Source organism: Leptolyngbya sp. FACHB-321 (assembly GCF_014695975.1).
Lineage (GTDB): Bacteria > Cyanobacteriota > Cyanobacteriia > Leptolyngbyales > Leptolyngbyaceae > Stenomitos.
This window is the reverse complement of record NZ_JACJPI010000079.1, coordinates 1-26,690: the sequence shown is the minus strand read 5'-3', so window position 1 is coordinate 26,690 and position 26,690 is coordinate 1. Positions and strand designations below refer to the sequence as shown.

The following is a 26,690-nucleotide window of genomic DNA, read 5'->3' as shown; positions in this document are numbered from 1 at the left end:
GTAAGGTGGTGTCTTCTTCAATGGTTAACTCGATTCGCAACGGAGCAGGCAGCTTGATAGCAAGGATGATGAATGCTCCAACTATTTTATATCTTTCTATGGCGACCTACTTAAGCAGTATTCTCTTGTCAGATAACTTACTGGCCTTAGTTCGAGTCGTTGCCATTAGCCTAAGATGCTCATTCAGATAACAGATTATGAAGTGTCTGCGCTTGCTGTTTGCTTACAACTTTGAAAACAGTAGATTTAACCCTTCGGTCATCGTGGGATGCGTCAGAACTCCATCGCGTAGAACGGTATAGGGCATCTGAGCTTGCATTACTATCTGTACAGTTGAAATCATCTCACCTGATTCATGACACAAGAGTGAACAACCGAGAATTCTACCTGTCTCAGTGTCTACGATCGCCTTCAGCAGTCCATCAGTTTGCCCCAATGTTCGTGCTCTAGGAATTGCTGAAGCATCCAGTTTTGCCACGCGAGGGGCATAGCCTTGTTGCCTTGCTTCAGTTTCGGTCAAGCCCACTTGAGCTAATTCTGGATTGATAAAAAGACAGGATGGAATCAAGCGATCGCGTGTACTACGGTTGCCGCCATCAATCAGATTTGCTTTGATGATGCGGTAATCGTCGAGTGATACATGAGTATATTGTGGGCCTCCATTGATATCGCCTAAAGCCCAAATTCCAGGTATGTTGGTCTCCAGACGATCGTTGACTGGAATAAACCCACGAGCATCAGTTGCTACACCAGCCGCCGCTAGATTGAGCGTATCAGTGGTAGGCGCACGCCCAACGGCAACAAGCAGATGTGAACCCTGGAGAGTTATCGTCTGATCAGCGACTTGAATGTGTAGCTTAGTCACATTACCAGCGCGATCGACTCTTAACACCTTTGCCTTCAGTAAGAATTCAATCCCGTCTTGTTCTAAAAGTGCTTGAACGGCGATCGCAATATCGGGGTCTTGCTGTGAGAGGATTTGCTCACTTTGTCCAATGACGGTGACACGAGAGCCAAAGCGCCGGAACATTTGAGCAAATTCCAGCCCAATATAGCCGCTACCCATCACAATCAAATGTTCGGGCAAGTGTTCTAGCTCCATGATTGACTCACTCGTCAAAAAACCAGCTTCTTTGAGTCCAGGCACTGATGGAATTGATGGTCTTGTGCCTGTATTGATAAAGAAACGTTCTGCGGTGAGGTGCCGAGTAGTGTCTTTAGCCGTTGTCACTTCAATGGTTTTGGGTGCAACAAATCGTGCCGTTCCAATCATCAGTTCATGCCCCAAAGCAGTTTCTAGATTGTGCAAATTTATGCCACGCATGGATTGCACAACTGTTCGTTTGCGTTGAATCACTGCTGCTAAATCAACAGTGAGCGCATTAGCGTTAACTCCATAAGCGGCACTATTTCGCACTGTATTCGCAACGTCAGCGCTCGCAACCATTGTTTTGGTGGGAATGCAGGCGAGATTGATGCACCCACCACCAATCATGGTTAAGCTACGTTCAACCAGAGCTGTTTTTCGTCCATCAGCCACTAGCGCTGGTGCAAGTGTTTTACCTGCTTTGCCGCCCCCGATGATAATGTCGTCGTAGTATTCAGTGTTCATGACCTCTTCCCTATGTTGGGTATTACGCCATTGCTGCTATAACGTCGTCTGTAGACAAAACGGCATTGGCGATGTACCCAAAGTTGATCAATGCCGCTTTGTAGCCGTCGCCCAACTCTGAATGCCGAGGCGCAGCCGTGGCATCTTTAACGACAAGCACCTCGAATCCTTGCTCGATTAAGTCGCGCAGGTGAGCTTCCACACAGATGTTGGCTAGCATTCCCAGCAGAATCACTTTGCTGATATTGCGCTTCCGTAGTTGCAAAACGAGGTCGTTGCTCTGTGGTCCATAGACTTTGTGGGGACTGACCACGATCGTCTTGCCATCTTCAATGAAGGGCTTATAGCGATCGAGCCAGTCAGCACCAGACCCTAAGAAACCATCAAGGCTTAACGCACTACTGCGATCAAACTCTTTAGACTCCAGCATCATCCGCTCTACCGTTCCGGCGAAGTTCCAGCCATAGTCGGTAGGGTAGTAATAGTGAGGGGAGATAAAAACCGCAAAACCAGTCTGCTTCGCGGTTTTGAAGACTCGCTCGATGTTCTCGACAGTCTTGTTTTCCTTAACACTTTCACTTACCAAAGCCCAGGAAACGCCTGTTTCATTCAGGACATCATTTTGCGGATCGATAACGACCACTGCGGTGTCATTCTTGTTGATGTTCATTGTTTTTTCTGGTCTGCTAATGTTCACGCTTCAGTTTGTTAAAAACCATCCAGCCTATGCAGCATTTCGCCAGTAATCCAGTCCCAAGCAAAGGACGCAAAGAAGCTAGCCACTCTTCAATAGGATGCAAAACAGTTGCGAAAAGATGAGTTCCATACGTCAGCACTGCGTTTATGCTTTTCTAATTAGCAGCGGCAGCATGTTCAATGACCTTAACAACGGTATCTGAATGGGAAACCATCACTACATGGGACGCGTCATTTACGACGATCGTCTCCTTTGAGTTGGCACGCTTTGCCATGAAAGATTGCACCGCTGCTGGAATGTTTAAGTCGCGACTGCCATAGATAAACCAGGACGGGGTGGACTTCCATGCAGGCGCACCAGAGGCTTCGTTTAGCGCAGCTTCTGTGATCGGTCGCTGCGTGCTAGCCATCAGCTTTGTGTCTGCGACGGGCACATCCGCCGCAAACTGCGCGTGAAACTTGTCCTGCTGAATGTAGAGGTCTTTGCCGCCATCAGGCAGGGCGACCGGTGGCGCAAGCGTCGGACCAAGCGTGCTGCCCGGATAACGTCCTGAGAGTTCAGCGGCAGTTTCGCCTGTATCAGGAGCAAAACCAGCAACGTAAACCAATGCCTTCACGTTCTTGTTGTCATTGACTGCATTGGTAATCACCGCACCGCCATAGGAGTGCCCAACTAGCACGATGGAACCCTTAATGCCATTAAGTACACTGGACACATAGTTCGCGTCGCTCTCGACTCCGCGCAGGGGATTGGCTACAGCAGTTGTTGGATAACCTTTGGCGATCAGCTTGGTCAAGACACCGTTCCAACTGGAAGATTCGGCGAATGCGCCGTGGACAAGGACAATAGTGGGCTTGCTATCTTGTGCGCTTGCGGTGTTCAGGGTAACTCCCAAAGAAGTGATGATAGTGGTTCCTAAAAAGAGTGCGACGATCAAAAGCAGGCGAATACCCTTTCTGTAGGCGAGCATCTTCATGTTGTGGTCTCCTTATGTGTTTGTTTATCTCGTTGGACAGGGAAAGGGCAGTTTCCACATCGTTGGATACAATACTCTTCGCCCAGCCGTCGCTCCATTGAGCGGAAACCTTTCCCTACCTGAGGTGCAACTGGAAGAAGTCGGCGGTTCGACTATTAGACAGGGCGGCTGCATCCTTGTCGTAGTGGATGCCACGATGTCGGGCAAAAGCGTGTCTGCAACCTGGGTAGGTAAACACCTGAGCAATTGCAGTTTCCTTGAGCGCTTCGATGATGGACTTTTGTGCCTCCTTGGAGATGTACTCATCCTCCGCGCCTAGATGAACCAGCAGCGGGTTCTTGATGTTGTTTGCTTCGTCCAGATGCTCCTCCATACTGCCACCGTAGTAGACGACAGAGACATCGGCACCTTTGCGAGCTGTCGTAATAAAAGTCATCAGTCCGCCCAGACAGTAGCCCATCAAGCCAACTTTTCCATTCGTACCGGGCAGCGATCGCGCCATTTCTATCGTGGCAGCGATGTCTGCGATACCAGCGTCATAGTCAAAGGCTGTGTAGAAGGCAAAGCCCTTTTTCCATTCAGCCTCGGATTGATCTGACATATCAACACCTGGCTCCATCCGCCAGAACAAATCTGGACTCACTGCAATATAGCCCTGCAAAGCGAGTTCGTCACAAGTGTCTCGGATGTCAGCATTGACCCCAAAAATTTCCTGAATGACGACGATCGCTGGTGCTGGCAGGACATCCGGGTGCGCTACGTAGGCTTGAAAGGTTCCATCATGGGTATCTACGGTGCTGTATTTGCTCATGCGTTTCGCCTAGTGAGGATGTTTCTCGTGACAACCGAATTGCCTCAAAAGCAAACTGATCCAAGTCAACGCAGACCACCCGTGATGTACAGCGTTTCGCCAGTGATCCAGGCTGAGTCGGAAGACGCGAAGAAGATAGCCGCAGGTGCAATGTCCTGCGGCTGTCCGATGCGACCCAGCGGAGTTTGCGCCTCAACCTGTCCGCGAAAATTACCAAGAGAGATTCCCGCTGTGTGCGTGCCTTCCGTTTCCACCACACCAGGATTAATAGAGTTGACACGGATGTTGCGTGAACCTAGCTCTTTGGCTAACGACTTCGTTACGGCATCGACAGCCGCTTTAGTCGCACTATAGACCGAGCTGGTAGCAGGCGCGAGGGTACTAACGAGCGAACTAATATTGATAATGCTGCCACCCTCCGAACCGAAGTACTTTACACCTTGTTGGGAAGTAAGGATTAATCCCAGTACATTGAGATCAAAGTGCTTGTGGAAGTGCTCTTCCGTAATGTCTTCAAGTGGGACATTTTCATACATCCCGGCATTGTTGACCAAGATGTCGAGACTGCCAAATACCTGCTGCGTCTTGGCAAAAAGCTGTTCGACCTCTGCTCTTTTGGAAACATCTGCCTGAACTGCGATTGCCTTCCCGCCTGCGCTGTTAATTTCATCAACGACGCGATCGGCTCCTTCTTTACTCGATGCATAGTTAACGACTACGGCTGCGCCTTCGGCTGCCAGATGTAGGGCGATCGCAGCACCGATTCCTTTGGATGCACCTGTCACAACTGCGATTTTTCCATCTAGTTTATTCATGGTTGCGAATTCTATGGTGTTGGGGTTAAAGCAGTCAGCCGTAACAGGTGTGATTAGATTTGCGTACCATCTTTGGTCGTGATTTTGTTCATGGGGCTCCTAAGTTGAATGGGTTGACCATTTTCTAGTCCGTATCCGGTTTGGACAATACAGCAGCCACATCTTCAGTCGGCGATTGATAATCATTAGATACTAGTGATTAATCAATCACCTTCTTTGAGGATCTGCCTTGTTTACAACGATGGATCACCCTATCTACAACAGCCATCTGGAGGGTTCCCAACCGCTTTCAGAGCGCTTCAAACCTGTGCCATACCGCCGTCAACAAATAGCTCAATACCGTTGACAAAGCTGCTGTCATCCGAAGCGAGAAAGACAACGGCTTTGGCAATTTCATCGGTCGTGCCGACTCGTCCCAGAGGGATAGTGGCGGCTTGGCCGTCCACGAATTCCTGCACCTGCTCATCGCTCAGTCCTATGAGATTGTAGCCAGGAGTCGGAACCACGCCAGGACTAATGGCGTTAACCCGGATCTTGCGATCCTTGAGGTCGAGTATCCAATTCCGGGCAAACGATCGCACAGCGGCTTTGGTAGCACTGTAAACGCTAAAGGCTGGGGTACCCATAGTAGTAGTTGTTGAGGCGTTTAGAATAATGGAAGCGCCCTCTGGTAAAAGCGGCAGTGCCTTTTGGACGGTGAACAGTAGACCTTTGACATTCGTGTTGAACGTTTTATCAAAGTGTTCTTCAGTGATTGAGCCGAGTGGGGCGAGTTCTCCACCGCCAGCATTGGCGAAGATGACATCAAGGTGTCCTTGCTCTTGCTTAATCGTGGCGAATAGGCGATCGAGGTCTTCCATCTTAGAGGCATCACTCTGCACACCCGTAACGTTTTTACCGATCTCTTTTACAGCAACATCCAGTTCAGGTTGGCGACGACCCGTGATGAAGACATAGGCACCTTCAGCAACAAAGTGCTTAGCAGTGGCAAGACCGATGCCGCTAGTTCCGCCGGTGACAAGAGCGACTTTTCCTTCTAGTTTGTTCATGATAAGTCCTGTAGTTGTTTGTGATGGTTGCTAATTCACAGCCCCGTTTAAGCATGGCTGTGGTCATGATGAGGATGAGCTGTTGGATGTTCGGGATAGCTTATCCTTCCATTGATCAGGCAGGAACAGGTTGCAGTCGTGATGTGAGAAATTGACGAATGTGGTTGGCGATCGCCTCTCCTTCCTCTTCCAAGGCAAAATGTCCGGTGTCAAGTAAATGAAACTCAACGTCATTCAGGTCACGCTGATAGGGATAAGCACCGTCCGCAGGGAAAATGTAATCGTTCTTGCCCCAAACAATTAAAGCCGGTGGCTGATATTTGCGGAAATACTCTTGCCACTGTGGATATAACGGTGGGTTCGTACCATAGCTATAAAGCAACGCCAATTGAATCTCATCATTTCCGGGGCGATCGAGAAAGTGTTGATCCATGTTCCAAGTATCCGGGCTAATCGTTTCAAGATTGCGAACGCCGTTGGTATACTGCCACTTTGTTGCTTCCAGGGTGACAAGGTATTTGAGCTTGTCTGCATTCTCAGGCGATCGCTCTTGCCAGTACGCCTTAATCGGTTCCCAAAATTCGCGTAGACCTTCCTCATAAGCATTTCCATTTTGGACAATCAGGGCTTGCACCCTCTCTGGATACTTAGCAGCAAGGCGATAGCCAATCGGAGCACCATAATCCATCACATAAAGGCTGTATTTTTTGAGATCGATCGCAGCAATAAACTTCTCCATGATCTCAGCCAGGTGATCAAAGGTGTAATCAAACGTATCCGCACTTGGCATGGAACTGTTGCCGTAGCCAGGATAATCGGGGGCAACCAGATGGAATTTGTCAGCCAGCGCCGATATCAGATTGCGGAACATATGAGAGGAGGTTGGGAAACCGTGCAGCAGCAGAATTGTTGGATTACTGCGAGAACCAGCTTCTCGATAAAAAATATCTAAACCATCGATCGAAACTGTGCGAAACGTAGTCATACTGCTACTCCTTACGACTGTATAAGTGGTGAAATTGTGGAGTGAAAGCGAAACACCTACCGCTGAAAATAGTTGCGCCAGCTTTTGGGTAAAGCTTCTAGTTGAGCGGCGCGGTGAAGTAACTCTGGATTGCCTTCCGCATTGATATAAAGTTGAGTGATATCGGCAACAGTGATATTGTTTTCATCCCGGCTCACCAACTCTAAAGTGTCCCCCACCCCGACTTCGCCCTCTTGCAACACACGAAAGTAAAAGCCAGTGCGGCGACTGGCGGGAAAGCGTTTCACCATATCCGGTCGTCCAAACCGAATCCCAAGTTTGTAGCAAGGCATACGCGGCTGGCTCACCATTAATTCCACATCACCAATCTGGAAACGATCGCCAATGTTCAGGTCTTCTTCTCGCATCCCAGTGGTTGTGAAATTTTCACCAAAGTTGCCTAGTGTTAGCTCTGTATTAGGTAACTCATCACGCCAGTAATCGTAATGCTCGAACGGATAAACATAGACTGCTTTGTCTACTCCGCCATGAACAGTAAGATCAGCCTGCCCATCACCGTCTAAATTAAGTGATCGCACCATCACGCGATCGCTAACTGGCGCTTTGAAAATTCCGGTGCTAACGGTTTTCCCTTTCCAGGTCACTTCACGCGGTAGCCCGACATTAACAGAGACAATTTTCATCTCTAGCTCCAAAGTCTTAGATGACATTTCTTGTCATCAATTTGTTGTTTGCTGCAGAAGGATGGCAGATCATAACTCCTTCTTTCTGAACGTTGGCATTGGGACCACTGCCCATTGCTCAAACCATGACCGTGGAGGGTAGATCTCCGGGCGCACCCAAAATTTCATCGCCAATCTCAGCAGAAAGACGCTCAAACAGCGCCATGTCCGCTGGTTCTGCTTCATCCAGCGTCCCCACTGCTGCAATCAATCGAGCAAAGGCACTGGGCGCAGCGACGACTAATCCGCGGGCTGGTTTATCGCCAAGCGCAGCAACAACGTGAGGAATACAGGGAGCAATCAGAAAACTTTCACCTGCATTCAGCACAACCTTGTTCTCACCCGCCCAAACCGTGAACTCCCCGTCCAATACATAAAGTTGTTCAGAATAACGTGTGTGGCGGTGAGGAGGCGTTTGTGAGCCAGGTGGAAAGTAGCCTTCGATCAGATCATACTGCCCTCCAGTTGTGGTGTGATCGGCAACAATGTTAAGGCGAGAGCCAAAGAGCCAGAGAGTTTGTGTCACGAGATTACTCCTATTGATGAACAATCTGTGGAATCAAGAGTTAGTTTGTAATTGCTGAAGCTATTTGCTGTGAAACGCGACCTGTAGCTTTAACTAAATCCGCTGCTTTTTCACCGATCATGATGGTTGGTGCGTTAGTATTTCCTGTCGTGATTGTTGGCATGATGGAGGCATCCACAACCCGCAATCCCTCAATTCCATGTACTCGCAGTTCAGGATCAACCACTGCCATTGGGTCAGTGCCCATTTTGCAGGTGCCGACGGGATGATACACCGTATCGCAAACTTCCCGAACGTAAGCTTCGAGTGCTGCATCGCTCTGCTTGTCGGCACCGGGAGCGACTTCCTCACCGCGAAACTCATCAAAATTACTTTCATGAAACAAATCACGGAGTAATTTAATCCCAGTAACGAGCTTTTGTACATCGGCTTCGCTTTTGAGGTAGTTCAGCCGAATGATTGGTGCGCATTGGGGATCGGAAGAGCGCAAACTGACACTGCCAATGTTTTGGGGATGGGTCAAACAGACTAAACTCGTGAATCCCGCACCAGCGTAAGCATAAGCAGGTGGTGCTAACACCACGGGACCGAAGAGAAACTGTAAATCTGGCGTAGCATTCACGTTGCCTTGAGTATGCAACAACAAACCAGCTTCAGCGATACTACTGGTGCTTGCCGCGTGTAAAGCTTGAGTTGCCTGGTATACCACATGCACAATCGGGTGATCTTGCAGATTTTGACCCACACCCGGCAAATCAGCCACGACCGGAATTCCCATTGCTTGTAGGTGTTCTGCATTCCCAATGCCGGAGAGCATAAGCAGTTTGGGCGAATCGAACGCGCCAGCACTTAAAATTACTTCGGAGTTGACCCTGACCTGTTGCAATGCGCCCTCGTGCAGATATTCCACTCCAACAGTGTGATTGCCCTCAAACAACAAGCGGGTCACTAACGCGCCTGTGATTACAGTTAAATTGGGACGATCGAGAATAGGCAGCAGGAAGGCAGCAGCAGCACTGTGTCGTTTTCCCTCCTTGATGGTTAACTGATAAAGTCCCACCCCTTCCTGTTGCTTGCCATTAACATCAGGGTTGTGGTCATAGCCCAACGCGATCGCTGCATCTACAAAACGTTGAGATACTACAGCAGGCGCAATGTGATCGGTGACGCTCAACTCTCCATTAACTCCGTGAAATTCGGACGCGCCACGCTGTTGATGCTCCGATTTCTTGAAGTATGGCAAAACATCCTGGTAACTCCAACCGGGATTCCCCAACGCCTGCCAATGGTCGTAATCATGAGGGTTACCCCGCATATAAATCATGAAATTAATCGCACTGCTACCCCCCAGAACTTTGCCACGGGGACAAAAGATTTTGCGGTTATTCAGGTAGGGTTCTGGTTCAGAGAAATAAGCCCAGTCCACTTCAGAACCTAATAAACTAAGGCATTCTGCCGGGATATGAATTTCTGGCTTCGTATCTGGATTACCAGCTTCAAGGAGTAACACGGTTGTATTACTGTCCTCGGCCAAACGGTTAGCGAGAACGCAACCTGCTGAACCTGCACCAATGACAACGTAGTCGTATTGAGTCATGACAAGGTTATATCCTCTGTTTTGATCAGCTAGATCGGACTACCCAGTTCAATTAAAATGCCGTCTAAATCACGTATATAGCCAACTGTTTGTCCCCACGGCTTGACTTGAGGAGCGGCAACCGCTACAGCACCTGCTGCTACAGCCTGTTCAAAGGCGGCGGCTACATCCTCTGTGACAAAACCAATCTCAATGCCAGCAGGCAACTTCGACAAGCTATTTTCTTGAAATCCCTGTGGTAGGTTAGCGTTTGCAAATTCATTGGTAGCAAAAGCAAGGGCGGTTCCACCGGTATCCATCTCAGCGTATTGCTTGCTTTCATCAATGAACCGTTGCTTTAGACCAAAGGCACGTTCATAAAACGCGATCGCTTGGGTAACGTCTTTGACATAGAGAATTGTGTAGGAAAATTTCAATGTTTTTTGCTCCTTTTCAGAGAACCAAACTTTATAGAGAAATCAATGACTTGCAGCAATAATGGCTGCTATCAATTGCTCCTTGCTCCAGGACTTGCGATAGCGAATGCCATTAATAAACAGTGCTGGGGCAGATGTGACTCCACTGTTTAATCCACTTTCGGTGTCTTGATTAATGCGATCAACGTGTACTCGATGAGATAAATCTTGGAGAAATTGAGAAATATCGAGACCTAAAATATCGGCATACTCAACGAGATAGCCGTCTCCCAATGCTTGTGAATGGGTAAATAGCATGTCGTGCATCTGCCAAAACCGACCTTGTGCTGCTGCTGCTGCTGCTGCTTGTGCTGCCTTTTGTGCTTGAGGATAAGTTGAATTCTGGACAAAGTGACGGAACACGACACAGATCCAATTCTTCTCAGGAAAGCCGACATCGAAATGTTGCTGAATTGCCTGAATCAACTGATGCACTTTCTTACATTGGGGACATGGGTAATTCCCATATTCCACAAGCATGACTGGGGCATTGAGCATCCCCTGATAGTGATCGCGTTGAGAAGGCGGAACAAAGAGTTGCTTAGGATGGTTCTCTTGATTCATCGGACACTTTGGCAAAAAGGGATTTCTCATAGCATCAAGGGATTGCCATGACTCCTATCCGTGATTCCTCCCGATTCCGCTATTTGTATGACTTCAGCCTATGAAATTAACGCGGTTTTGTCGTCAACCAGGAGTTCAGTGGTTAGAGGGCTAAAACGACAGTTTTTAACTATCTTTTGAATGCACCTTCAACCAAACTTAAGTTCAGTTCTCATCGCTTGTCACAACTTGGCGATTCCTCGCTTCAATGCGGTAATCACCGCCTGAGTGCGATCGCTCACACCTAACTTGCTTAAAATGCGGTTGATGTGAAATTTGACCGTACTTTCAGTAATGTTTAGGGTCGCGCCAATATCGTGATTGCTTAAGCCGCGTGCCATCTGCCGCACAACCTCTTGTTCTCGATCACTTAACTCCGGAATGTTCATCCGTTGCACTAATTTCGCAGCCACTTCAGAAGGGATATATTGTTGCCCGCTGTGGACAATCTGAAGGGCATTAAGAAGCGCCTCTGGTTCGGCATCTTTGAGCAAATAACCTTTGGCTCCGGCACGTAGGGCGCGATAAATATCCTCATCCCCGTCATAGGTAGTCAGTATAATGATGCGGGCACGGGTGAATTCAGCACAGATGGCGACTGTCGCATCAGCGCCGCTCATCTGCGGCATCTGTAAATCCATTAAGGTGACATCAGGCTGAAGTTGTCGATATTGAGCGATCGCTTCCAGCCCATCTCCTGCTTGCCCCACCACCGTCATATCCGGCTCGTTCTCAATCAGCGCCGCCAGCCCCTGCCGAACAATCGCGTGATCATCAACAATCAAAACGCGGATTGCTGCGAACTGACTCATGCTGATGCCTCCTGATGTATAGCTACAATTACTTCTGTTCCCTGCCCCAGTCGGCTCTTAATTGAGAGTTGTGCCCCAATGCGTTCGGCTCGTTCGGTAATACCCAGTAAGCCAAACCCTCGACTTAGAGTTGTGTTATCGACTTCAAACCCTCGTCCATTATCTTTCACGCATAAAGAGCATGATGTTAGCTCATAGACTAATTCAATCCGAATTTCACTTGCTTGAGCGTACTTAACTGAATTCGTAAATGCTTCCTGGGCAATTCTCAAAAGATTATTCTCGGTTTCAGGAAGTAATGCATAGGGCGTGCCGACAATCTCACAGATTAAGCTGGTTTCGGTTGAAGACTGCAAAGTGGCTACAAATCGTTCTAGCGCTGTCCAGAGATTGCCATCTTCTAGCAATTGGGGACGTAGTGCCGCAACCGATCGCCGAGCTTCTGTCAGCCCACTGCGAGCCAGATCTCGTACAGTATTAATATGGGTTTGAATGGCTTCTGGGCTGGTTGTCGTTAATCGGGAAGCGGCTCCCATGTGAACTAGTATTCCTGTAAAGGCTTGCGCTAGGGTGTCATGAATTTCGCGCGCCATGCGGTTACGTTCCTCCAAAATCGAGGCTTCTTCGGCACGCTTACGATCGCTGATGTCTGTGTTGAGAGCATAGAATCCAATGACTTGAGCGTTCGCATCAACGTTGGGGATTAAGGTTGTACTGATATATTTGAGACCTGATGGTAAAAGCATTTCGGCTTCAAAGGTAGTCATTTGTCCTGCCAATACCTGATTCATATAGGGTTCAACCTCTGAATACATTGCATCGCCTATAAACTCACGAATAGACTTGCCCAAAATTTCGTTTCGGCTACAGCAACACCAAAGCTCGTAGGTATAGTTGATAAGACGATAACGCTGTTTAGCATCGATATAAGCAATACAAACAGGCAGAGCATCTGTAACGAGCCGCAATTCCTGTTCACGAGCGCGCAGTTCTGCTTCGCTTTGCTGTAAAGCCGTTGTTCGTTCCTCAACCTGCTGTTCTAAAGTGCGGTTGTAATTAGCTAATAGTTGCTCTGCTTGTTTTTGCTGGGTGATATCCTGAAAGGCTGCGATCGCATATACCACTTTACCCTGTTCGTCAAAAATAGGAGTTCCCCATACTTCAACTGGAATGGTTGCGTTGTTTTGGCGAATGTCTATATCGTTAACAGAAGTACGCTCACCGCTCAATGCCCGGATAATTGGCATTTTCTCAGTTGGATATTTTTGATCCGTTCCCGCCAGATAAGTTTGATAAACTTCTGCAAGCTGATTGGGTGTCAGAGAAGGATCAATCCCTTTACCCAATAGCTGAGTTGCTCGTTGGTTGAAGTAGTAAGGGCAACCCGTCGCATCCACTATGCTAATCCCCACCGGGATTGCTTCGAGGAATTGAGCCATCCGACTTTCGCTAGCTTGTAGCTTTGAGTAGAGCTTTGCATTTTCAATCGCGATCGCGGCTTGAGTGGAGAGTAGATTCAGAACTTGCGATCGCTCCGGCGTAAACGCTCCAGTTACTAATTGATTTTCTAAATACAACACCCCAACGAGCTTACTTTGATTCAGCAGCGGCAAACAAAGAAGTGACTGAGTTTGGTTGTGTTGAATATACGGCTCATTGGTAAAATTACCTTCACGAATTGCATTATTTAAAAGGACAGTTTCATGAGTCCGGATCACATACTGGATAATTGATTCGGGTAAGCAATTTGTTGTTGGAATTGATTTCAGCACTCGTGTAGCACAACCATTCTTACCATCTTCGAGTTCACAAGCAGCCTCAATCACCCATCCTCCAGCGTTCTCTAAAAGCAAACATCCGGTTTGTGCGCCAGCATTCTCGATTAAGATTTGCATCAAGGAATGCAGCAACTGATCCAGTTCAATTTCGCTCGAAATCGCCTGTGATGCTTTCATCACTGCCGTTAAATCGAAAGTAATATGTGAGTTGTCAGAGGTAGTGGTTCCAGCAGTAGTTCGGACTGGCGTGTAAGCCACATCTAACAATTGAGGAAAGAATTGCGGATAGCGAGTTTCTAAATCTTTGACCTTTGCTGTTGCTCCCCAACGTTCGTAGCAGTAGTGAGCTTCTTTCATGTAGGTTTGAGCAAACTTTTCCCGACTACGGGATAGGTAAAACTTGGCAGCTAATTCATAGGCTAATGCTTCTTCTTGCAAATACTCATTTTCCTTGGCTCCCTGAATCGCTTGTTCATAGAACTCTTCTGCCTCAAACAACTGACCTAAAACTCGCGCTTTCTCTGCCTCGACCAGATGGTACTTATGCAAATAGTTCATAGGCGCACAACGCGCCCAGTGTTTCATTGTCTCCTGGTTAACCGCAACTTTTTTCAGGATTTCTGACTGCACTTGATCACTGCTTTCAGGGTATGTTGCTAGCCTTGCTAGAGAATCGTAAAAATAGTACAAAGCTTTAGCAAATGTGGCTGTCATCTGGATCAAATAATTTTCTGCTAAATCTGAGTTCTCAACTGCCTGAGCATACTCATAAAACAGATAGCAGAGAGACAGCTTGTTGAAATAGAGATTAAAGATTGCGAATCCGTCATTCGCTATTTGATGTTGTGGAAGCCCAATCTCCTCATTGTAAGCTTCTCCAATTAGACGGGATGGATTGAGTGAGCGTCCGATTAAATTTAGAACAGCCTGCTGATAGATTTGATTCCAGGTGAGTGCTATTTCCTGTTTGATTTGACGGATTGCTTCACCATGTGTTGTCATTTTGCGTTCAAGTTCCACAAGTTCTTTGCCAACGGCATAGGATTGAAAGCAATAACAATGAGCGCAATAGCCAGCAAACTCTAAATCTCCAGTTTCTAGCCCACTTTGATAGCCTTCTAGAAATGGCTGTAGCAGTTTCCTAGCATGTTCTTTCCAGTGGATGATAAAGTTATTTACTATGGTTACAGTCCGAGCTTTAAGCGCATGAGTATGTGACTGTGACAATAGTCTTAAGGCAAGCTGCCCAAACTCGTAGCCAGACTCGATGTTATCAACCATTCCACACAAAACTAGTCCAAAGTTGGCATAAGCAACGGGAGATGAAAACGCATTACCATACCGAATTGACAAGCTAACCTGCTTGGATGCAAATAGAGGCATCAAATTAGGAGCCGCAATTTGGGCAACAGTTGTTATCCTTGATAGGATTCTCACTGCCTCCAATTTGTCTGGCTCAATCATTTCCGGCAAATGGCTTAAGTCCCTAATCGGTTTCTCGCCCATGTGTGATGCGATCGCGGCTAGTTCAAAATCAACATCTGACTGACTGGGCGTTTCAGGAAAATTAATCCCTAGCTGACGCAAAATTTGCAATGCTGTATTAATTGCTTCTAATAGCTGGCTCTGCGCGATACTAGTTTGAATTTTAACTTCGTAAACTTTTACGGTATCTAGAACTGTCAGGGCTTCTCGTAAAACAGCTTCTGCCCATTGTTCTACATCTTCAAACTCTCCACACAAATAAGCAATTTCCGCTGTTTCTAAGTATAAGTTTAATGTCAATTCATAGTTTGTTTGCCAGCTAGACGCTGCCAGCCATGCTTTCCCTGCGGCTAAATAGTTTTTTGCCACCTTATAAGCGATCGCTGCCTTCGCTTTCTGACCTGCCAATAGATTTAGTTTGGCAATTTCATCTCGCTCTGCTTGATCGGTGACCAACTCGATTCCATAATTTAGGTGATCAACAATCTCAAATAACCTCTCTGATAGTTGCTCTGACAAGGTCTTTTCGAGTAAATTGCGACCGATTTGCAAATGAACAACTTGTTTCTGAGCCTCATCGATCAAGGCATAAGCGGCTTGTTGCACACGATCGTGCAAGAACTTATACTCCTGAACTAACAAATCTTTGTCTAGTTCAGACAGAGGCTGAATTAATTCAGCTTGGATCACTGCCAGTAAATCCTGAAACACTGTTTTGGGGGATTGCTGACATACGATCGCTAACGTTTCCAAATCAAATTCAGCCCCAATGCAGGCGGCTAATTGAAGCATTTGCTGTGTTACTTTCGGCAGTTTCCTCAACCTGCTCAGCAGTAACTCCACCACGTTATCGGTAATATTTAGAGCTTGAATTTGATTAATGTTCCACTGCCAGCTTAAACAGCCTGCACTAAAGCTCAAAAGACTTTCACCGTACAGCAATCGCAAGAATTCACCAATAAAAAAGGGATTGCCCTCAGTTTTATGCAACACTAATTCAGCCAAGGGGCGAGCACTATCAGCATCCTGATGTAGTGTCTCAGCAACCAGATGAGCTAACGGCTCCAGGGTTAAGGGTTCTAGAACAAGCTCTTGAAGCACTGTCCCTTGTTGTCGCAACCTCTCTAGAGTTAGCACAAGTGGATGAGTTGAAGCCACTTCATGCTTTCGATACGCTCCTATCAAAAATAGAAAATGAGTTTGCTTATCAAGCAGCATGAGTTCGATTAACCTCAGCGTGGCTGAATCAATCCACTGCAAATCATCTAAGAAGATCACTAGCGGATGTTCTTTAGAACAAAACACTCGAATGAACTGCTGAAAAGCTCGATCAAAGCGGTTTTGAGCTTCTATTGCTCCAACTTCCGGTACAGGTGGTTGCTTGCCAATAATCAGTTCTACTTCGGGAATCACATCAACGATCAGCTGACCGTTGATTCCCAATGTAGCGAGAAGAGACGATCGCCACCGTTGCAGTTGCTCCTCTGATTCACCTAGCAGTTGCTGCACCAATTTTTGCAAGGCATGGGCGATCGCGCTATAGGGGATATTGCGCTGAAGTTGGTCAAACTTACCAGAGACAAAATAACCATGTTTAGCAGTAATCGGTTTGTGAAGCTCTTGTACGAGTGCTGATTTGCCAACACCCGAATAGCCAGAAACCAACATCATCGTGCTAGATGAGGGATTAGGGAGTTCTTCCCCATTCCCCGCTACCTTCTCAAACGTTGCTAATAACGCTGCAATTTCTGCTTCGCGTCCATACAGTTTTTGGGGAATGTGAAGCTGTTCCGACACATCTTGTAGCCCCAGCTGAATATTGTCAATTTGTCCTGTTTCTGTAAGCTGGCGAAGACAGATTTCTAAATCCGCTTTAATACCCCAAGCATTCTGATAGCGATCCTCGGCATTCTTCGCCATTAGCTTTAAAGTGATGTCTGAAATAGCTTTAGGAATTGCTGCGTTCAACTCACATGGAGGAACAGGTGGTTTGGCGATATGACAATGAACTAGTTCTAGAATGTCTGTTGTTGTAAACGGTAATTGACTAGTGAGAAGCTCGTAGAATGTCACACCGAGTGAGTAAAAATCGGTTCGGTAGTCCAGCAAACGATTCATCCGCCCAGTTTGCTCGGGAGAGAGGTAAGCAAGAGTGCCCTCTAATGCATGGAGACTTTTGAACGTTGGATTCGTGCGATTAAATCGGGTAGCAATGCCGAAGTCAATGATTTTAATAACGCCAGTATCCGGATTGAGAACAATGTTGCCAGGATTGATGTCTTTATGAATGATCCCAGCCGCGTGAATTCCACCCAAAATATTTGTGATACCGATTGCCAGCCGTAAAAAAGTGGCTAAGTGCATGGGGCGAAAATCTGACCGTCGCTGCATCCATTGCTCTAAGGACTCGCCCCCAAAGTCTTCTAAGAGAATCACCAGCGTGCGTTGATACTCCTGCTGGCTGTATGCCTTAACCACGCCTTCCACGTTCAGCGCGCGGGTAATGGCATATTCCTGCGTATAGCGAGTTAATTCTTGAGGAGACGGATAGTTTTGCTTGAGCAGTTTAATGACGATCGCCTGCTCATCTTGCATTCTGATTCCCCGGTACACCAGAGAATTTGAGCTCTCATAAATTTTGCTGTGGATGGCGATTCCAGATAAAGCAATCATAGAACGCCCTCCAAAGGATGTTATGAGTTATGTCGCCAATTATATCGGTCTTAACAGGATTCCGAGAAATTGAGACAGTTGGTTGAGCGCCAGAAAATGGTGGGATAAGCAATGCAAGCTGTATAACGCCATCCGTGACACGCCTTTGTCTCACTGTCATTTACTTTGGCACTGTTGTACCTTAGAGGCTGGCAGTTTGACAGTACTGTAACGTCGGTACTGCTTGTTTCACGGCATAGGTGGCTCCGGGCACTAAAATAAATTCACTCGCACCGACGTGACTGATCGGACTACCCCAATCATAGGTGTAACCCAGTCCCGTCCAGGGTTGGAGCGCTGCCCGAATGCTGCGAAAGTACAACGTTTGATAAAAGGACTGGTAGTCTTGAATCCCAGTACCCTGAGTGTGCCCAGTCACTGTAGGCACAACCCCAGTAAAATTCAGTGGGCATTGTCGCTGCGTAATGTCCGGGTTGACGCAGGGTCGAAACAGATCCTGGGGATGCACCCAGAGTTCAACAAACTGGTCGTACTCCCAAGTGGGATCGAGTCCTAGGTACTGCTTTAAGCGGAGCGTTAACTCAGCGGCTGTGGCGTTGGGATGTTGTTGCAAATAGCGTTGGCAAAAGGCTTTGACTTGGGGTGCCACCGTCACCCAGAGCAGCTGGTCTTCCCGCTTAGAACTCTGTATGTTGGGTTTGATGAACTGCTCATACACCCGTTGGCTTTTCCAGGTCACGACTAACACTTGCGTCCTGGTGGGATTCCACACCAGAAAGGGATTCGCTGCTGTAATGGGAATGAGCGTATCGACCGCTTTTTCAGGCTCGACAAAGGCAGCCTCTTGAATGGCAGCGCGGTATCTTACCTGCAACGAGTCTGCCACGGAGTGGGTCAGCCCTGGTGATAGCAAAACACCGGGCGTGAAGCCAGCCGCCAGCAGGCAGATAAAGAAGGTTTGACTACGGCTCCAAAGTTTCATACGGTTGTTCATCGTGGCAACGGGTGTTGAGGCGGTCACCTCTCATCAGGATGCCCAGATTAAGTCGCCTCCTCACCCCTGACCAACGCGCTTATCGTCACTACTTCTCAAAGGAGGCTAAACCAGACAGAGAAGGGATACCGCCTTAACGATGCGCTGAACGTGGCTCAGGGCGATGGCGGCTGACAACTGCCACCGCCTTTTTGCTCAAGACTCCTTGCAAGGTCAACCTGTGCACAGCGCTAAAAAAGTGCAAACACTGCGCTACTATGACAACCTCTTAGAGGAAAAACCTTTTTCGGACAAGGTTGATTAGGGTCACCCCATTTGCCTCATCGCGATCGCCCCTAGTTTTCATCACCATCCTTAGATGGCTCAAACGTATAGTCGCCTCGCTGCTGACCTCGATGTTGAATGGCTGTCCTTCAGCATTCATCAACCGCGCAACGCTTTTGATCCGCACCTGGTTTAGCCCAACAAGTGACTTTAGTCGTGGAGCGATGACTTTAATAAAGAGCGACAGCCATCAAGGCAATGGCGTAAGCGCTGTGGATTGTCGTACAGGCGACCGAGAAGTAAGGCACCTTCGATCGCGCTTAAAAGCTGCTGTGCTAATCTGTCTGGATCGATCTCTGGTTTGAGTTGGGCGCGTCCAGCCTGGAGTAACGTTGCAATTTCTTGCTGCCACTCGTCAAATACTTGAATGAGATGCTGACGAAACGAGGGATTATGCTCGACCAGTTCGACAATTAGGTTGCCGAGAAAGCAGCCTGCACAGGGATCTTCTGCCTGATGGATCGCTTCTAATTGGTCAATCATTTGAAATAGTTGGGCGATCGCATCCAGTTGCCTCACGCCAAAGAGCAGCAACTTCAGCTTGCTCCACTTAAAGTCAATCAAGGCATGGCCCAGTTCATCCTTCGAGGCAAAGTAGTTGTAGAAACTGCCTGAAGAAACACCACTGCTGCTGAGTAGCTCTTTCAACCCCGTAGAGTGAAACCCCTGCCGATGAATCAAATCTAAAACGGCAAGCAGCACATCGTCACGAGTACGTTTGAGATTGACCATGATGCGTCCATTGCTGGTGAGCGAAGCGCAGAGAGCTATCCAAACCATAGCCGATCGCGCCGATGATGAGAATCACCGCCATCAGTTCAGAATAGGCGAGGCGATCGCGAGTATCGAGAATGTAATAGCCCAAACCTGCACTCACACCTAACATCTCAGCGGGCACCAGCACCAGCCAAATAATGCCGATCGCTAATCTTAGTCCGGTCAACACATGAGCCGTGATTGCAGGAATAATTACCCGCCAAGTCGTCTCCCATTGCGTGGCACACAGGCTACGCGCCAGTAATAACCAACGGTGATCGACGGCATGGACCCCCGCCGTTGTATTCAGCAAAATGGGAAATACTGCCGCAACGGTCAGCAAGAAATAAACAGGTAAATCGCCAATGCCCAGCGCCATGACCGCGATCGGCATCCAGGAGAGGGGCGAAATCATTCGGATGAATTGAAACAGGGCAGAGGTGGATTGCTCCAGCCGGCGCGACAAGCCCACGAGCAACCCCAGCGGCACTCCAATGACGATCGCTGCTACCAGCCCAATCAGCACCCGCCGTAAGCTGGTCTGGATATGAGGAATGATGGTGCCAGTGCTAACAAGTTGCACCAGAGCGGCGATCGTCCGTTCAGGGGAAAAATCAGCCACGATCGGATCGCTGTGCCAAAGGGGTGTGGTGAACAGCCACCAGAGGACGATGCCTCCTGCTAAACCAAACAGTGGCAGTGGTAGCTTCAAGCGAAACGCAGCAGTTGATGGTGTAAATGTGGATGTCATGCGTAATAATCCTGTCGAATCCATCGATAAGTCAAAGATCCCCGACTTCTTCAGCGCTTCATGCTTGAATGGAACCGAACACAGAAGTCGGGCATCTAAGGGACACTAAACCGCGATCGTCTCTGCCCGTGAGAAGTTATCCTTCAGACCAAAGGTTTGTAGTCCACCAACCTGCTGCAATGCCGTTTTCACAAAGGAATCATCCACCAGATCGGTGGCAACCTGTTTAGGATCAAGTGCCTGCAAGAACGCTGTATCGCCCTCAACCTGGGTTTCCTTCAGTAAGCGCACCAGTTCTTCGGTGTAGGACGGGAAGGGATAAGGTTGGAAATCAATCCGGTTAATGCCCCAATCGGGATGTTGAATCGCGCCCTGCTTCCCATAGAAGTCTTTGTCGTAGTAGGTAAGGGTGCGCTGGAGAGCCGGTAGGGGATGGGGCGTGTACTTGCCGCTGCCATCCTTTGATAAGAGCTGGGCGGTTTCTTCACGATTGTCTCGAATCCACGCCTGTGCTTTGACGATCGCATTAACCACGCCTTGTGTCCATGCTTTGCGCTGGGTCGTATCGTCCTCGTGCAGAAAAACCACACAGCAGGCATGATCTTTCCACACATCGCCCGTAAACCGCAGAATTTTACCCCGTTTCAGGTTTTCTGCCGCTGCGTTAAAGGGTTCTGCCACGATGTAACCGCCGATCGACTGATTCGCCAGCGCCGACACCATATCCGGCGGCGGCAGCACCACCAAATTGACTTCATTAGCAGCGATCGCCGCATCTTTGGGCTTACGGGTCACGGTTAACCCTTCTTTTTTCAACACCTGTTGCAGCACAATATTGTGGATGGAATACCAGAAGGGAACGGCGATCGTCTTACCCCCCAGGTCTTTCGGGGTTTCAATATCAGGTAACACCGTGAGCGCCGAGCCATTGGTATGGTTCCATGCCACCACCTTGGCAGGAAACTTACGCCCATACCGCAGCGAGACGGTGATGGGGGACAGCACATGAACAACATTCACCTGACGCGCCAAGAATGCCTCAGTCACCTGTGCCCACGATCGAAACAGGCGTGGGGGTTCCGCCGTTAACCCTTCTGCCTCATAAAACTTTTTGGCGTGGGCAATCAGCAAGGGGGCGGCATCCGTAATGGGCAAATAGCCGATTTTGACGGGCTGATCGGCACCCACGCTGCTGGGACTGGCGCTAGGGCTGGCGCTAGCATTGGGGTTAGTGCTTGCCTGGGGTGTGGTTGGCTGACAGCCTGCTGCCAGGGTCACGCCCAAAGAAGTCGAAAAAAGACCCGTCAGCTTCAAAAAATCGCGCCGACTCATACCGCAGCAGGCGCACACATTAGACCAAGCCATGAACTGTCTCCTAAACGAAAGAATTGAGCAGGGTTAAGGGCTTGCCATCACAGTGGCTAGTGCCTCCAGGATGGTAAAGCGGATATCTGCCAGGGCATGAGCCTGCTGGAAGCGGGGTTTGGGCTGAGCGATCGCCCATTCCCGCTCAATCCGCCCTGGGTGGCGTGCCATCAACACCACGCGATCGCCCAGCAACAGTGCTTCGTCCAGGTCGTGCGTCACCATCAAGACGGTGGTTTGCTGCTGGGCAATGATGTTGAGCAGCAGGGTCTGCATATCTAGGCGCGTGATAGCATCCAACGCGCTGAAGGGTTCATCTAACAGCAGCAGTTGGGGGCGACGTGCCAGGGTTCTTGCCAGGGCAACCCGCTGTGCCATGCCACCCGAAAGCTGATGGGGATAGCTGCGCTCAAAGCCCTGTAAGCCCACCTGCGCGATCGCTTCGGTAATGCGCAACCGCAGTTCCGTTCTGCTGAGCGACGGCACCTGTTTGAGCGTTAGCCCCCAGGCAATATTCTGTGCGACCGTCAGCCAGGGCAACAGGCACGGGTCTTGAAACACCACGCCCACGCGGGGATGGCTTCTTCGCAGTGGATTCCCGTTCAGGTAAAGCTCCCCGCGATCGGCACTCTGCAAACCGGCGATTGTTGCCAGCAGCGAAGACTTACCACAGCCACTCGCACCGAGCAAACAAACCACCTCACCCAACCGCACCTCTAAATCAATGTCCTCAAAGGCAGTGAGAGTCCCCTGGCGACTGGCATACTGCTTTTGCAACTGCCGCACGGTTAGCAGGGAAACCGCCTGTTCGCGCAGAGGGGCATCTGGCAACGAAGCAATGGATTCACTCATAAGGCATCATGTACCGCTATGCGGCACTCAAAACTTTCTAGCAACACAGCACACCTACGAGGTAGCGCTTAAACAGCGACTCAAAACTCAAAACTCTATCAACTTGCCCTTACCATCAGCCTTGCTCCAGATGATGCAGCATCTTTTTGAGTTGCTTTAGAGCTGGCGTGACGATCGCCACAAAGTACGCTTCTCGCAACCGTCGAGCGGGTTCAGATCCTTGCAAATAGGCGCGGGCACCCGCGTGAAGCATGGCAGCATTGGCAGCCTTCAGCGATAGCTCAGATGCCGTAATCCGGGCTTGAATTACCGCTTTGAGCAGGTCAGGCGTGATGTGGACATCGGGCTGACTCAACTGGTCTGCCAGAGTGTAGGTTTTGAGACGAGCGATCGCTAGTGCTGCCGCCAGATCCTCTGCCTGGTCATCCAGAAAGCTGTTGACGTGACCCAACCGGGGACGGTAACGCTCAATGAGATCGATGCAACCCGTCACCAATCCCAAGCCCATGCCCACTTGCGTGAGTATGAACCCTGGGCGAATCCGCTCCACGTAGTCATCACAGGGCGCTGCCAGAATCCACTCATCTGGCACAAAGACATCTTTGAACACACAGCTATAGGTGCCACTACCTTCTAACGCAATAAAGTGGGCATTCTGTCGTAGGGACAAACCAGCGAATGCATCAGAGACGATCGCCATCAGGTAGTCATCACCATCGGCAAGTTTGGCAGCAATCCCAAAGGGGTGTCCTGCTCCCAGATTAGACACCCAGGGCAGCAAACCATTCAGCACATAACCACCGGGTCGTTTCTCCGCTGTGAGCGCAATCTTTTCAATACTGGCAAAATGCTTCATCGGGTTCGACAAGCCAGTTCCGCCCAGCAATGTTCCTGTTGCCACCTGGGGTAAAAGGGTTGCTTTGAGATGGGCATTGTCGCTGCTTTGCAGGTACCAGGTGCAGGCAATCTGGCACCAGACCATAAACCCCGTACACAAGCATTCTGCCGAAACCGCCTCAATCACCTGAACTGCTGATCGCACTCCCTGCCCAGCACCCCCACATTCTGGTGCTACTGCTTGCCCAAAGCCACCTAACGCGCCCACCTGATGCATAAACTCACGTGGGTAGAAGCCCTCTTGATCAATGCGCTGCACTTGCGGCGCTAGATTTTGAGCGATCGCCACCTTTAACGCTGGAATCAACGGCGCGATTGATGGTTGTTTGCTGGTATCAGATAGCACTTGGAAAAGGGGAGTAGCCGTTAGCGTTGGAGCAATTTGCATAGGTCAATAGCTTAGGAAGGGGTTTGGGGTGTGAGGGGGCGAGTAACGCTTGCAACGACGCTAAGAATGATCGCCCCAGTGCCACACCCACAATTTTGAGAAACTAGTTTCAGGCGATCGACACGTCCACATTCACCGGATTGCGAAGCGTATTTGCCACGGGCGACCAGACATTCGCATGAGCGACCAAGTCAGCTAAGGCTTCCTGACTGGCATCACCGTCCACATCTACCTTGGCCCGGACATCAGTAAACCCCAACCGTTTTTCAGACAGGTCGCCAATGCCCCAAACTCCGGTAATGTTGATGTCGCCTTCTAGCTCCAGTTCCAGCTTGGTCAGGGTAATGCCTCGCATAATCGCGTTGGCATGAATGCCTACGGACAAACAAGAGCCGAGCGCTGCCAACAATGCTTCAGAAGGATTTGGCGCAGTGTCCTGCCCTAGCAAACCAGGCGGCTCGTCAATGACGTGTTCTGGCAAATCTCGCACGTAGTTTAAGTTGCGAAATTGCCCTTCGCAAACCGTTTTGATTTTCAGCGACTTGACCACGTTAGGGTTAGCTTTTGCCGTTGCCGCTAGGTTTTCTAGCCCTGCCTTACTGACTGGGCGAAGTGGTGTTTGGGTTAAGGTCGTTATTTCAGTCATGATCATCTAAATAGAACAATCTATCCAATTAAAACAGCACAACCAACATTTTTACCACAGTGAGTATGGGAAAACGTTCTTTCCAGGTTTAAACCCTATAAATTTAGTCCCGTGACTCTATCGACTTACCGGGCTTTATAGAACTCATCTTGACATAGATTACAAAGAAGATCAACTTGCTTGTATGCATTCACATGTAGCCATAACTGAATCTCTCTGTACTTTAAGGGTAGACGACCTCATACTACAAACGTAGTATGAGGTCGTAATACATACACTACAACTTGTCATGCTTCGCCTCCTGCTCCCCACTTTACATAGCACCGCTGCGCTGCTGTTTGCGTATGAGAGCATGTATCAGTCGAGCGGCGGCAAAGCTAGCAGCGAAGGCATTTTTACAGTGATTGCCGAATGGCTCAATCCGGATCAAGTTAGCAGCAGCAGGCGGTGCAGGGCAAACCTGACACTGACATAGGGAACAGCGTACCAACTTCCCCTACCCCCCGCCTCTGCTTGCCAGAAACAGGGGTTGTTTTTTGAGGCGTAAATTTTATGCAAACGTAACAGAGCGGTCAACCACACCTACTTCAGCATCAGGTGGTGGTGTTTTCCAAGAACTATCTACCCCTGGCACGGATCAATCTGAAACGGGCTATCGTGCTCTTGGTCACGGGTCAGGCAGAGACGTTGAACTTCGGCAGCACCCAGCAGTGGGAAGTGCGCTCGCCCAGTGTCGTACTCCAGATTTCAGAGCACATCCGCTTGACGAGTGGAAAGCCTGGCAGGCATTGGAAGGTGCTGCCTGTCAGTCGGCGAGAAGTCTTCCGTCGCGACAGTCATACCTGCCAATACTGCGGCATCACCAAGAAACTCACCTTGGATCACGTCCTGCCACGTTCTAAGGGTGGTTCGCATACCTGGGACAACGTGGTAACAGTCTGTGAGCGCTGCAACTCGGCTAAGGGCGATCGCCTCTTGCATGAGACCGCAATGCAACTCAGAACCAAGCCTAAAGCACCGCTCCATTCAGCGATCGTTTTTGCCGAACAGTTCTAGAAAGAGCAAGCAGACCCACTCATGCTTCAGTAACCAGCGCCGCTCCCGACTACGAGGGCAATCTAGGCATTTCTTCCTGTTGCCCGCTCCCGCGTCCCAAAAAGTTGTAGTACGCCCTTGACGTTTTGTAGCACGTTGCAGTATGAATGTAGTATGAAACCAGGTACAAAGGAGCAAACCCATGACTACGCGCTCCCTTTACCCATCAGGGCAGCCATCACAGCTTGCAGAAGGCAGGCAAAGTTATCACCCACAAACGCTGCTTGCCCTTAAGGTAGGCAATCAAAGCCGGAAAGCCAAGCTGCCAAATGACCCAAACATACTCAAGCCTTGCGTGACCCTTGCACAAACGGCTGCTCTGGAACGGCATTGCTACCGCTAAGACTCGCTGGCAGCAGCACCCTGCACCTTGACAATTGAATCGCCACTTTGGGGGTGTAGCTCAGTCCGGCTCAAAGCAGCCGCCAGTAAGCGCGAAAGACCGTGGGTGCTGTTTCGCAGAAGCAAGCTATAAAGCCCATCATCCTCGTTAGGCACAGAGTGTAGCTTCTGAACTCTGGGCTGTGCCTGATTGAGTTCAGAGCTACGATGAGGGTGCAATTATGAATGAGCAAAAGATTTGGCGTGATTCGCAAATAAGTGGCGCAAACCTGTAAAGCTAGAATCTGTCAGCGTTTTAGGCTCTTGGCTTACTTCTAATCACTGCTGCATCAACACAGTTCATCTCGGGTGATCAGCGTCCAGAACGGTAGTCTGGAGGCATGTTGACTGATTGCACCACTCATTTGCGAATCACGCCTAAATCTTTTGCTCATTCACACCAGTCGTTCCCAACGCCCTCTGGTTGCACAATTTCCCGTACTCTAGCGTTGTCGATGGAGACGCGCTCAGCTGCTGTGAGATTGATATTGCCGAGCGTTCCCTGTCCTTCCAGGGCTGCTGCCAAATATCTAACCTGAGTTCGGGATAAGAACTGGGACAAGAAAGGGGCAAACCCGATAGGCTGAAAATGCAAAATCTCATGCCTGGTTTGCCCTCATGCTTAGTCTAGAAGCACTTTTTTGC

Annotated in this window: 27 protein-coding genes; 4 read left to right on the top strand and 23 right to left on the bottom strand. The window is 49.1% G+C overall.

Going from position 1 to position 26,690, the window contains the following annotated elements:
• On the top strand, window positions 1-191 hold a 191-nt coding region (locus tag H6F76_RS30045), incomplete at its 5' end, for a hypothetical protein (RefSeq protein ID WP_206754408.1).
• Window positions 192-223: 32 nt separating this feature from the next.
• Here H6F76_RS30045 and H6F76_RS23360 read toward each other — a convergent pair.
• From H6F76_RS23360 to H6F76_RS23260, 21 genes are all read right to left on the bottom strand, one after another.
• Complete coding sequence (locus tag H6F76_RS23360; protein WP_190511894.1) at window positions 224-1,612, bottom strand: mercuric reductase; 1,389 nt, start codon at window positions 1,610-1,612, stop codon at window positions 224-226.
• Between the two features lie 22 nt (window positions 1,613-1,634).
• Window positions 1,635-2,282: a cysteine hydrolase gene (locus tag H6F76_RS23355; RefSeq protein ID WP_190511892.1), complete on the bottom strand. Its 648-nt coding sequence runs from the start codon at window positions 2,280-2,282 to the stop codon at window positions 1,635-1,637.
• Window positions 2,283-2,463: 181 nt separating this feature from the next.
• Window positions 2,464-3,285 carry an alpha/beta hydrolase gene (locus H6F76_RS23350; RefSeq protein WP_190511890.1) on the bottom strand — a complete coding sequence of 274 codons (822 nt, stop codon included), beginning with the start codon at window positions 3,283-3,285 and terminating at the stop codon, window positions 2,464-2,466.
• Window positions 3,286-3,400: 115 nt separating this feature from the next.
• Window positions 3,401-4,096, bottom strand: coding sequence for a dienelactone hydrolase family protein (locus H6F76_RS23345; protein WP_190511888.1), 696 nt, complete (start codon window positions 4,094-4,096; stop codon window positions 3,401-3,403).
• Window positions 4,097-4,161: 65 nt separating this feature from the next.
• On the bottom strand, window positions 4,162-4,911 hold the full coding sequence (locus H6F76_RS23340) for a glucose 1-dehydrogenase (protein WP_190511887.1): 750 nt from the start codon (window positions 4,909-4,911) through the stop codon (window positions 4,162-4,164).
• Between the two features lie 299 nt (window positions 4,912-5,210).
• On the bottom strand, window positions 5,211-5,960 hold the full coding sequence (locus H6F76_RS23335; protein WP_190511886.1) for an SDR family oxidoreductase: 750 nt from the start codon (window positions 5,958-5,960) through the stop codon (window positions 5,211-5,213).
• Between the two features lie 115 nt (window positions 5,961-6,075).
• Window positions 6,076-6,945, bottom strand: a complete 870-nt coding sequence (locus tag H6F76_RS23330; protein WP_190511885.1) for an alpha/beta hydrolase — start codon at window positions 6,943-6,945, stop codon at window positions 6,076-6,078.
• 56 nt (window positions 6,946-7,001) lie between these two features.
• The gene (locus H6F76_RS23325) at window positions 7,002-7,628 is read right to left on the bottom strand and encodes an MOSC domain-containing protein (RefSeq protein WP_190511884.1); all 627 of its coding nucleotides are present in this window, start codon (window positions 7,626-7,628) and stop codon (window positions 7,002-7,004) included.
• A gap of 118 nt (window positions 7,629-7,746) precedes the next feature.
• Window positions 7,747-8,193, bottom strand: a complete 447-nt coding sequence (locus H6F76_RS23320) for a cupin domain-containing protein (protein ID WP_190452469.1) — start codon at window positions 8,191-8,193, stop codon at window positions 7,747-7,749.
• 40 nt (window positions 8,194-8,233) lie between these two features.
• Complete coding sequence (locus H6F76_RS23315; RefSeq protein WP_190511883.1) at window positions 8,234-9,790, bottom strand: GMC family oxidoreductase N-terminal domain-containing protein; 1,557 nt, start codon at window positions 9,788-9,790, stop codon at window positions 8,234-8,236.
• A gap of 29 nt (window positions 9,791-9,819) precedes the next feature.
• Entirely contained in the window at window positions 9,820-10,206 is a 387-nt protein-coding gene (locus H6F76_RS23310; RefSeq protein ID WP_190511882.1) for a VOC family protein, read from the bottom strand.
• Between the two features lie 42 nt (window positions 10,207-10,248).
• The gene (locus tag H6F76_RS23305; protein WP_242036815.1) at window positions 10,249-10,839 is read right to left on the bottom strand and encodes a DsbA family protein; all 591 of its coding nucleotides are present in this window, start codon (window positions 10,837-10,839) and stop codon (window positions 10,249-10,251) included.
• 191 nt (window positions 10,840-11,030) lie between these two features.
• Window positions 11,031-11,660: a response regulator transcription factor gene (locus tag H6F76_RS23300; RefSeq protein ID WP_190452478.1), complete on the bottom strand. Its 630-nt coding sequence runs from the start codon at window positions 11,658-11,660 to the stop codon at window positions 11,031-11,033.
• Window positions 11,657-17,596 carry an AAA family ATPase gene (locus H6F76_RS23295; RefSeq protein WP_190511878.1) on the bottom strand — a complete coding sequence of 1,980 codons (5,940 nt, stop codon included), beginning with the start codon at window positions 17,594-17,596 and terminating at the stop codon, window positions 11,657-11,659. The genes H6F76_RS23300 and H6F76_RS23295 overlap by 4 nt, the downstream gene beginning before the upstream one ends.
• A 181-nt stretch (window positions 17,597-17,777) precedes the next feature.
• Entirely contained in the window at window positions 17,778-18,617 is an 840-nt protein-coding gene (locus H6F76_RS23290) for a hypothetical protein (RefSeq protein ID WP_190511877.1), read from the bottom strand.
• Between the two features lie 447 nt (window positions 18,618-19,064).
• Complete coding sequence (locus H6F76_RS23285; RefSeq protein ID WP_190511876.1) at window positions 19,065-19,646, bottom strand: TetR/AcrR family transcriptional regulator; 582 nt, start codon at window positions 19,644-19,646, stop codon at window positions 19,065-19,067.
• Window positions 19,621-20,421, bottom strand: coding sequence for an ABC transporter permease (locus H6F76_RS23280; protein WP_190511875.1), 801 nt, complete (start codon window positions 20,419-20,421; stop codon window positions 19,621-19,623). The genes H6F76_RS23285 and H6F76_RS23280 overlap by 26 nt, the downstream gene beginning before the upstream one ends.
• 105 nt (window positions 20,422-20,526) lie before the next feature.
• Entirely contained in the window at window positions 20,527-21,786 is a 1,260-nt protein-coding gene (locus tag H6F76_RS23275; RefSeq protein WP_190511874.1) for an ABC transporter substrate-binding protein, read from the bottom strand.
• A gap of 33 nt (window positions 21,787-21,819) precedes the next feature.
• The gene (locus tag H6F76_RS23270; protein WP_190511873.1) at window positions 21,820-22,638 is read right to left on the bottom strand and encodes an ABC transporter ATP-binding protein; all 819 of its coding nucleotides are present in this window, start codon (window positions 22,636-22,638) and stop codon (window positions 21,820-21,822) included.
• A gap of 115 nt (window positions 22,639-22,753) precedes the next feature.
• Window positions 22,754-23,923: an acyl-CoA dehydrogenase family protein gene (locus H6F76_RS23265; protein WP_190511872.1), complete on the bottom strand. Its 1,170-nt coding sequence runs from the start codon at window positions 23,921-23,923 to the stop codon at window positions 22,754-22,756.
• 109 nt (window positions 23,924-24,032) lie between these two features.
• Window positions 24,033-24,575 (bottom strand): OsmC family protein, encoded by a 543-nt coding sequence (locus H6F76_RS23260; protein WP_190511871.1) that lies wholly within the window; start codon window positions 24,573-24,575, stop codon window positions 24,033-24,035.
• A 283-nt stretch (window positions 24,576-24,858) separates the two neighbouring features.
• Here H6F76_RS23260 and H6F76_RS23255 point away from each other — a divergent pair, with 283 nt between their 5' ends.
• The 3 genes from H6F76_RS23255 (at window position 24,859) to H6F76_RS23245 (ending at window position 26,007) form a co-directional block, all read left to right on the top strand.
• Window positions 24,859-25,044 (top strand): hypothetical protein, encoded by a 186-nt coding sequence (locus H6F76_RS23255; protein WP_190511869.1) that lies wholly within the window; start codon window positions 24,859-24,861, stop codon window positions 25,042-25,044.
• Window positions 25,045-25,169: 125 nt separating this feature from the next.
• On the top strand, window positions 25,170-25,625 hold the full coding sequence (locus H6F76_RS23250) for an HNH endonuclease (RefSeq protein WP_347276099.1): 456 nt from the start codon (window positions 25,170-25,172) through the stop codon (window positions 25,623-25,625).
• A gap of 181 nt (window positions 25,626-25,806) precedes the next feature.
• Entirely contained in the window at window positions 25,807-26,007 is a 201-nt protein-coding gene (locus H6F76_RS23245) for a hypothetical protein (protein WP_190511865.1), read from the top strand.
• On the opposite strand, the gene H6F76_RS23240 is transcribed toward H6F76_RS23245, so the two are convergent.
• On the bottom strand, window positions 26,004-26,162 hold the full coding sequence (locus tag H6F76_RS23240) for a hypothetical protein (protein ID WP_190511863.1): 159 nt from the start codon (window positions 26,160-26,162) through the stop codon (window positions 26,004-26,006). The two genes, H6F76_RS23245 and H6F76_RS23240, sit on opposite strands and share 4 nt — an antisense overlap.
• Before the next feature lie 274 nt (window positions 26,163-26,436).
• Window positions 26,437-26,571 carry a hypothetical protein gene (locus tag H6F76_RS31170; protein ID WP_277881273.1) on the bottom strand — a complete coding sequence of 45 codons (135 nt, stop codon included), beginning with the start codon at window positions 26,569-26,571 and terminating at the stop codon, window positions 26,437-26,439.
• Window positions 26,572-26,690: the final 119 nt, after the last annotated feature.

Excerpts from the sequence above, each read along its gene's own strand:
- H6F76_RS23360 (WP_190511894.1), bottom strand. The coding sequence starts at position 1,612 with ATGAACACTGAATACTACGACGACATTATCATCGGGGGCGGCAAAGCA.
- H6F76_RS23355 (WP_190511892.1), bottom strand. The coding sequence starts at position 2,282 with ATGAACATCAACAAGAATGACACCGCAGTGGTCGTTATCGATCCGCAA.
- H6F76_RS23350 (WP_190511890.1), bottom strand. The coding sequence starts at position 3,285 with ATGAAGATGCTCGCCTACAGAAAGGGTATTCGCCTGCTTTTGATCGTC.
- H6F76_RS23345 (WP_190511888.1), bottom strand. The coding sequence starts at position 4,096 with ATGAGCAAATACAGCACCGTAGATACCCATGATGGAACCTTTCAAGCC.
- H6F76_RS23340 (WP_190511887.1), bottom strand. The coding sequence starts at position 4,911 with ATGAATAAACTAGATGGAAAAATCGCAGTTGTGACAGGTGCATCCAAA.
- H6F76_RS23335 (WP_190511886.1), bottom strand. The coding sequence starts at position 5,960 with ATGAACAAACTAGAAGGAAAAGTCGCTCTTGTCACCGGCGGAACTAGC.
- H6F76_RS23330 (WP_190511885.1), bottom strand. The coding sequence starts at position 6,945 with ATGACTACGTTTCGCACAGTTTCGATCGATGGTTTAGATATTTTTTAT.
- H6F76_RS23325 (WP_190511884.1), bottom strand. The coding sequence starts at position 7,628 with ATGAAAATTGTCTCTGTTAATGTCGGGCTACCGCGTGAAGTGACCTGG.
- H6F76_RS23315 (WP_190511883.1), bottom strand. The coding sequence starts at position 9,790 with ATGACTCAATACGACTACGTTGTCATTGGTGCAGGTTCAGCAGGTTGC.
- H6F76_RS23305 (WP_242036815.1), bottom strand. The coding sequence starts at position 10,839 with ATGAGAAATCCCTTTTTGCCAAAGTGTCCGATGAATCAAGAGAACCAT.
- H6F76_RS23300 (WP_190452478.1), bottom strand. The coding sequence starts at position 11,660 with ATGAGTCAGTTCGCAGCAATCCGCGTTTTGATTGTTGATGATCACGCG.
- H6F76_RS23295 (WP_190511878.1), bottom strand. The coding sequence starts at position 17,596 with ATGATTGCTTTATCTGGAATCGCCATCCACAGCAAAATTTATGAGAGC.
- H6F76_RS23285 (WP_190511876.1), bottom strand. The coding sequence starts at position 19,646 with ATGGTCAATCTCAAACGTACTCGTGACGATGTGCTGCTTGCCGTTTTA.
- H6F76_RS23280 (WP_190511875.1), bottom strand. The coding sequence starts at position 20,421 with ATGACATCCACATTTACACCATCAACTGCTGCGTTTCGCTTGAAGCTA.
- H6F76_RS23275 (WP_190511874.1), bottom strand. The coding sequence starts at position 21,786 with ATGGCTTGGTCTAATGTGTGCGCCTGCTGCGGTATGAGTCGGCGCGAT.
- H6F76_RS23270 (WP_190511873.1), bottom strand. The coding sequence starts at position 22,638 with ATGAGTGAATCCATTGCTTCGTTGCCAGATGCCCCTCTGCGCGAACAG.
- H6F76_RS23265 (WP_190511872.1), bottom strand. The coding sequence starts at position 23,923 with ATGCAAATTGCTCCAACGCTAACGGCTACTCCCCTTTTCCAAGTGCTA.
- H6F76_RS23260 (WP_190511871.1), bottom strand. The coding sequence starts at position 24,575 with ATGATCATGACTGAAATAACGACCTTAACCCAAACACCACTTCGCCCA.
- H6F76_RS23255 (WP_190511869.1), top strand. The coding sequence starts at position 24,859 with ATGCTTCGCCTCCTGCTCCCCACTTTACATAGCACCGCTGCGCTGCTG.
- H6F76_RS23245 (WP_190511865.1), top strand. The coding sequence starts at position 25,807 with ATGACTACGCGCTCCCTTTACCCATCAGGGCAGCCATCACAGCTTGCA.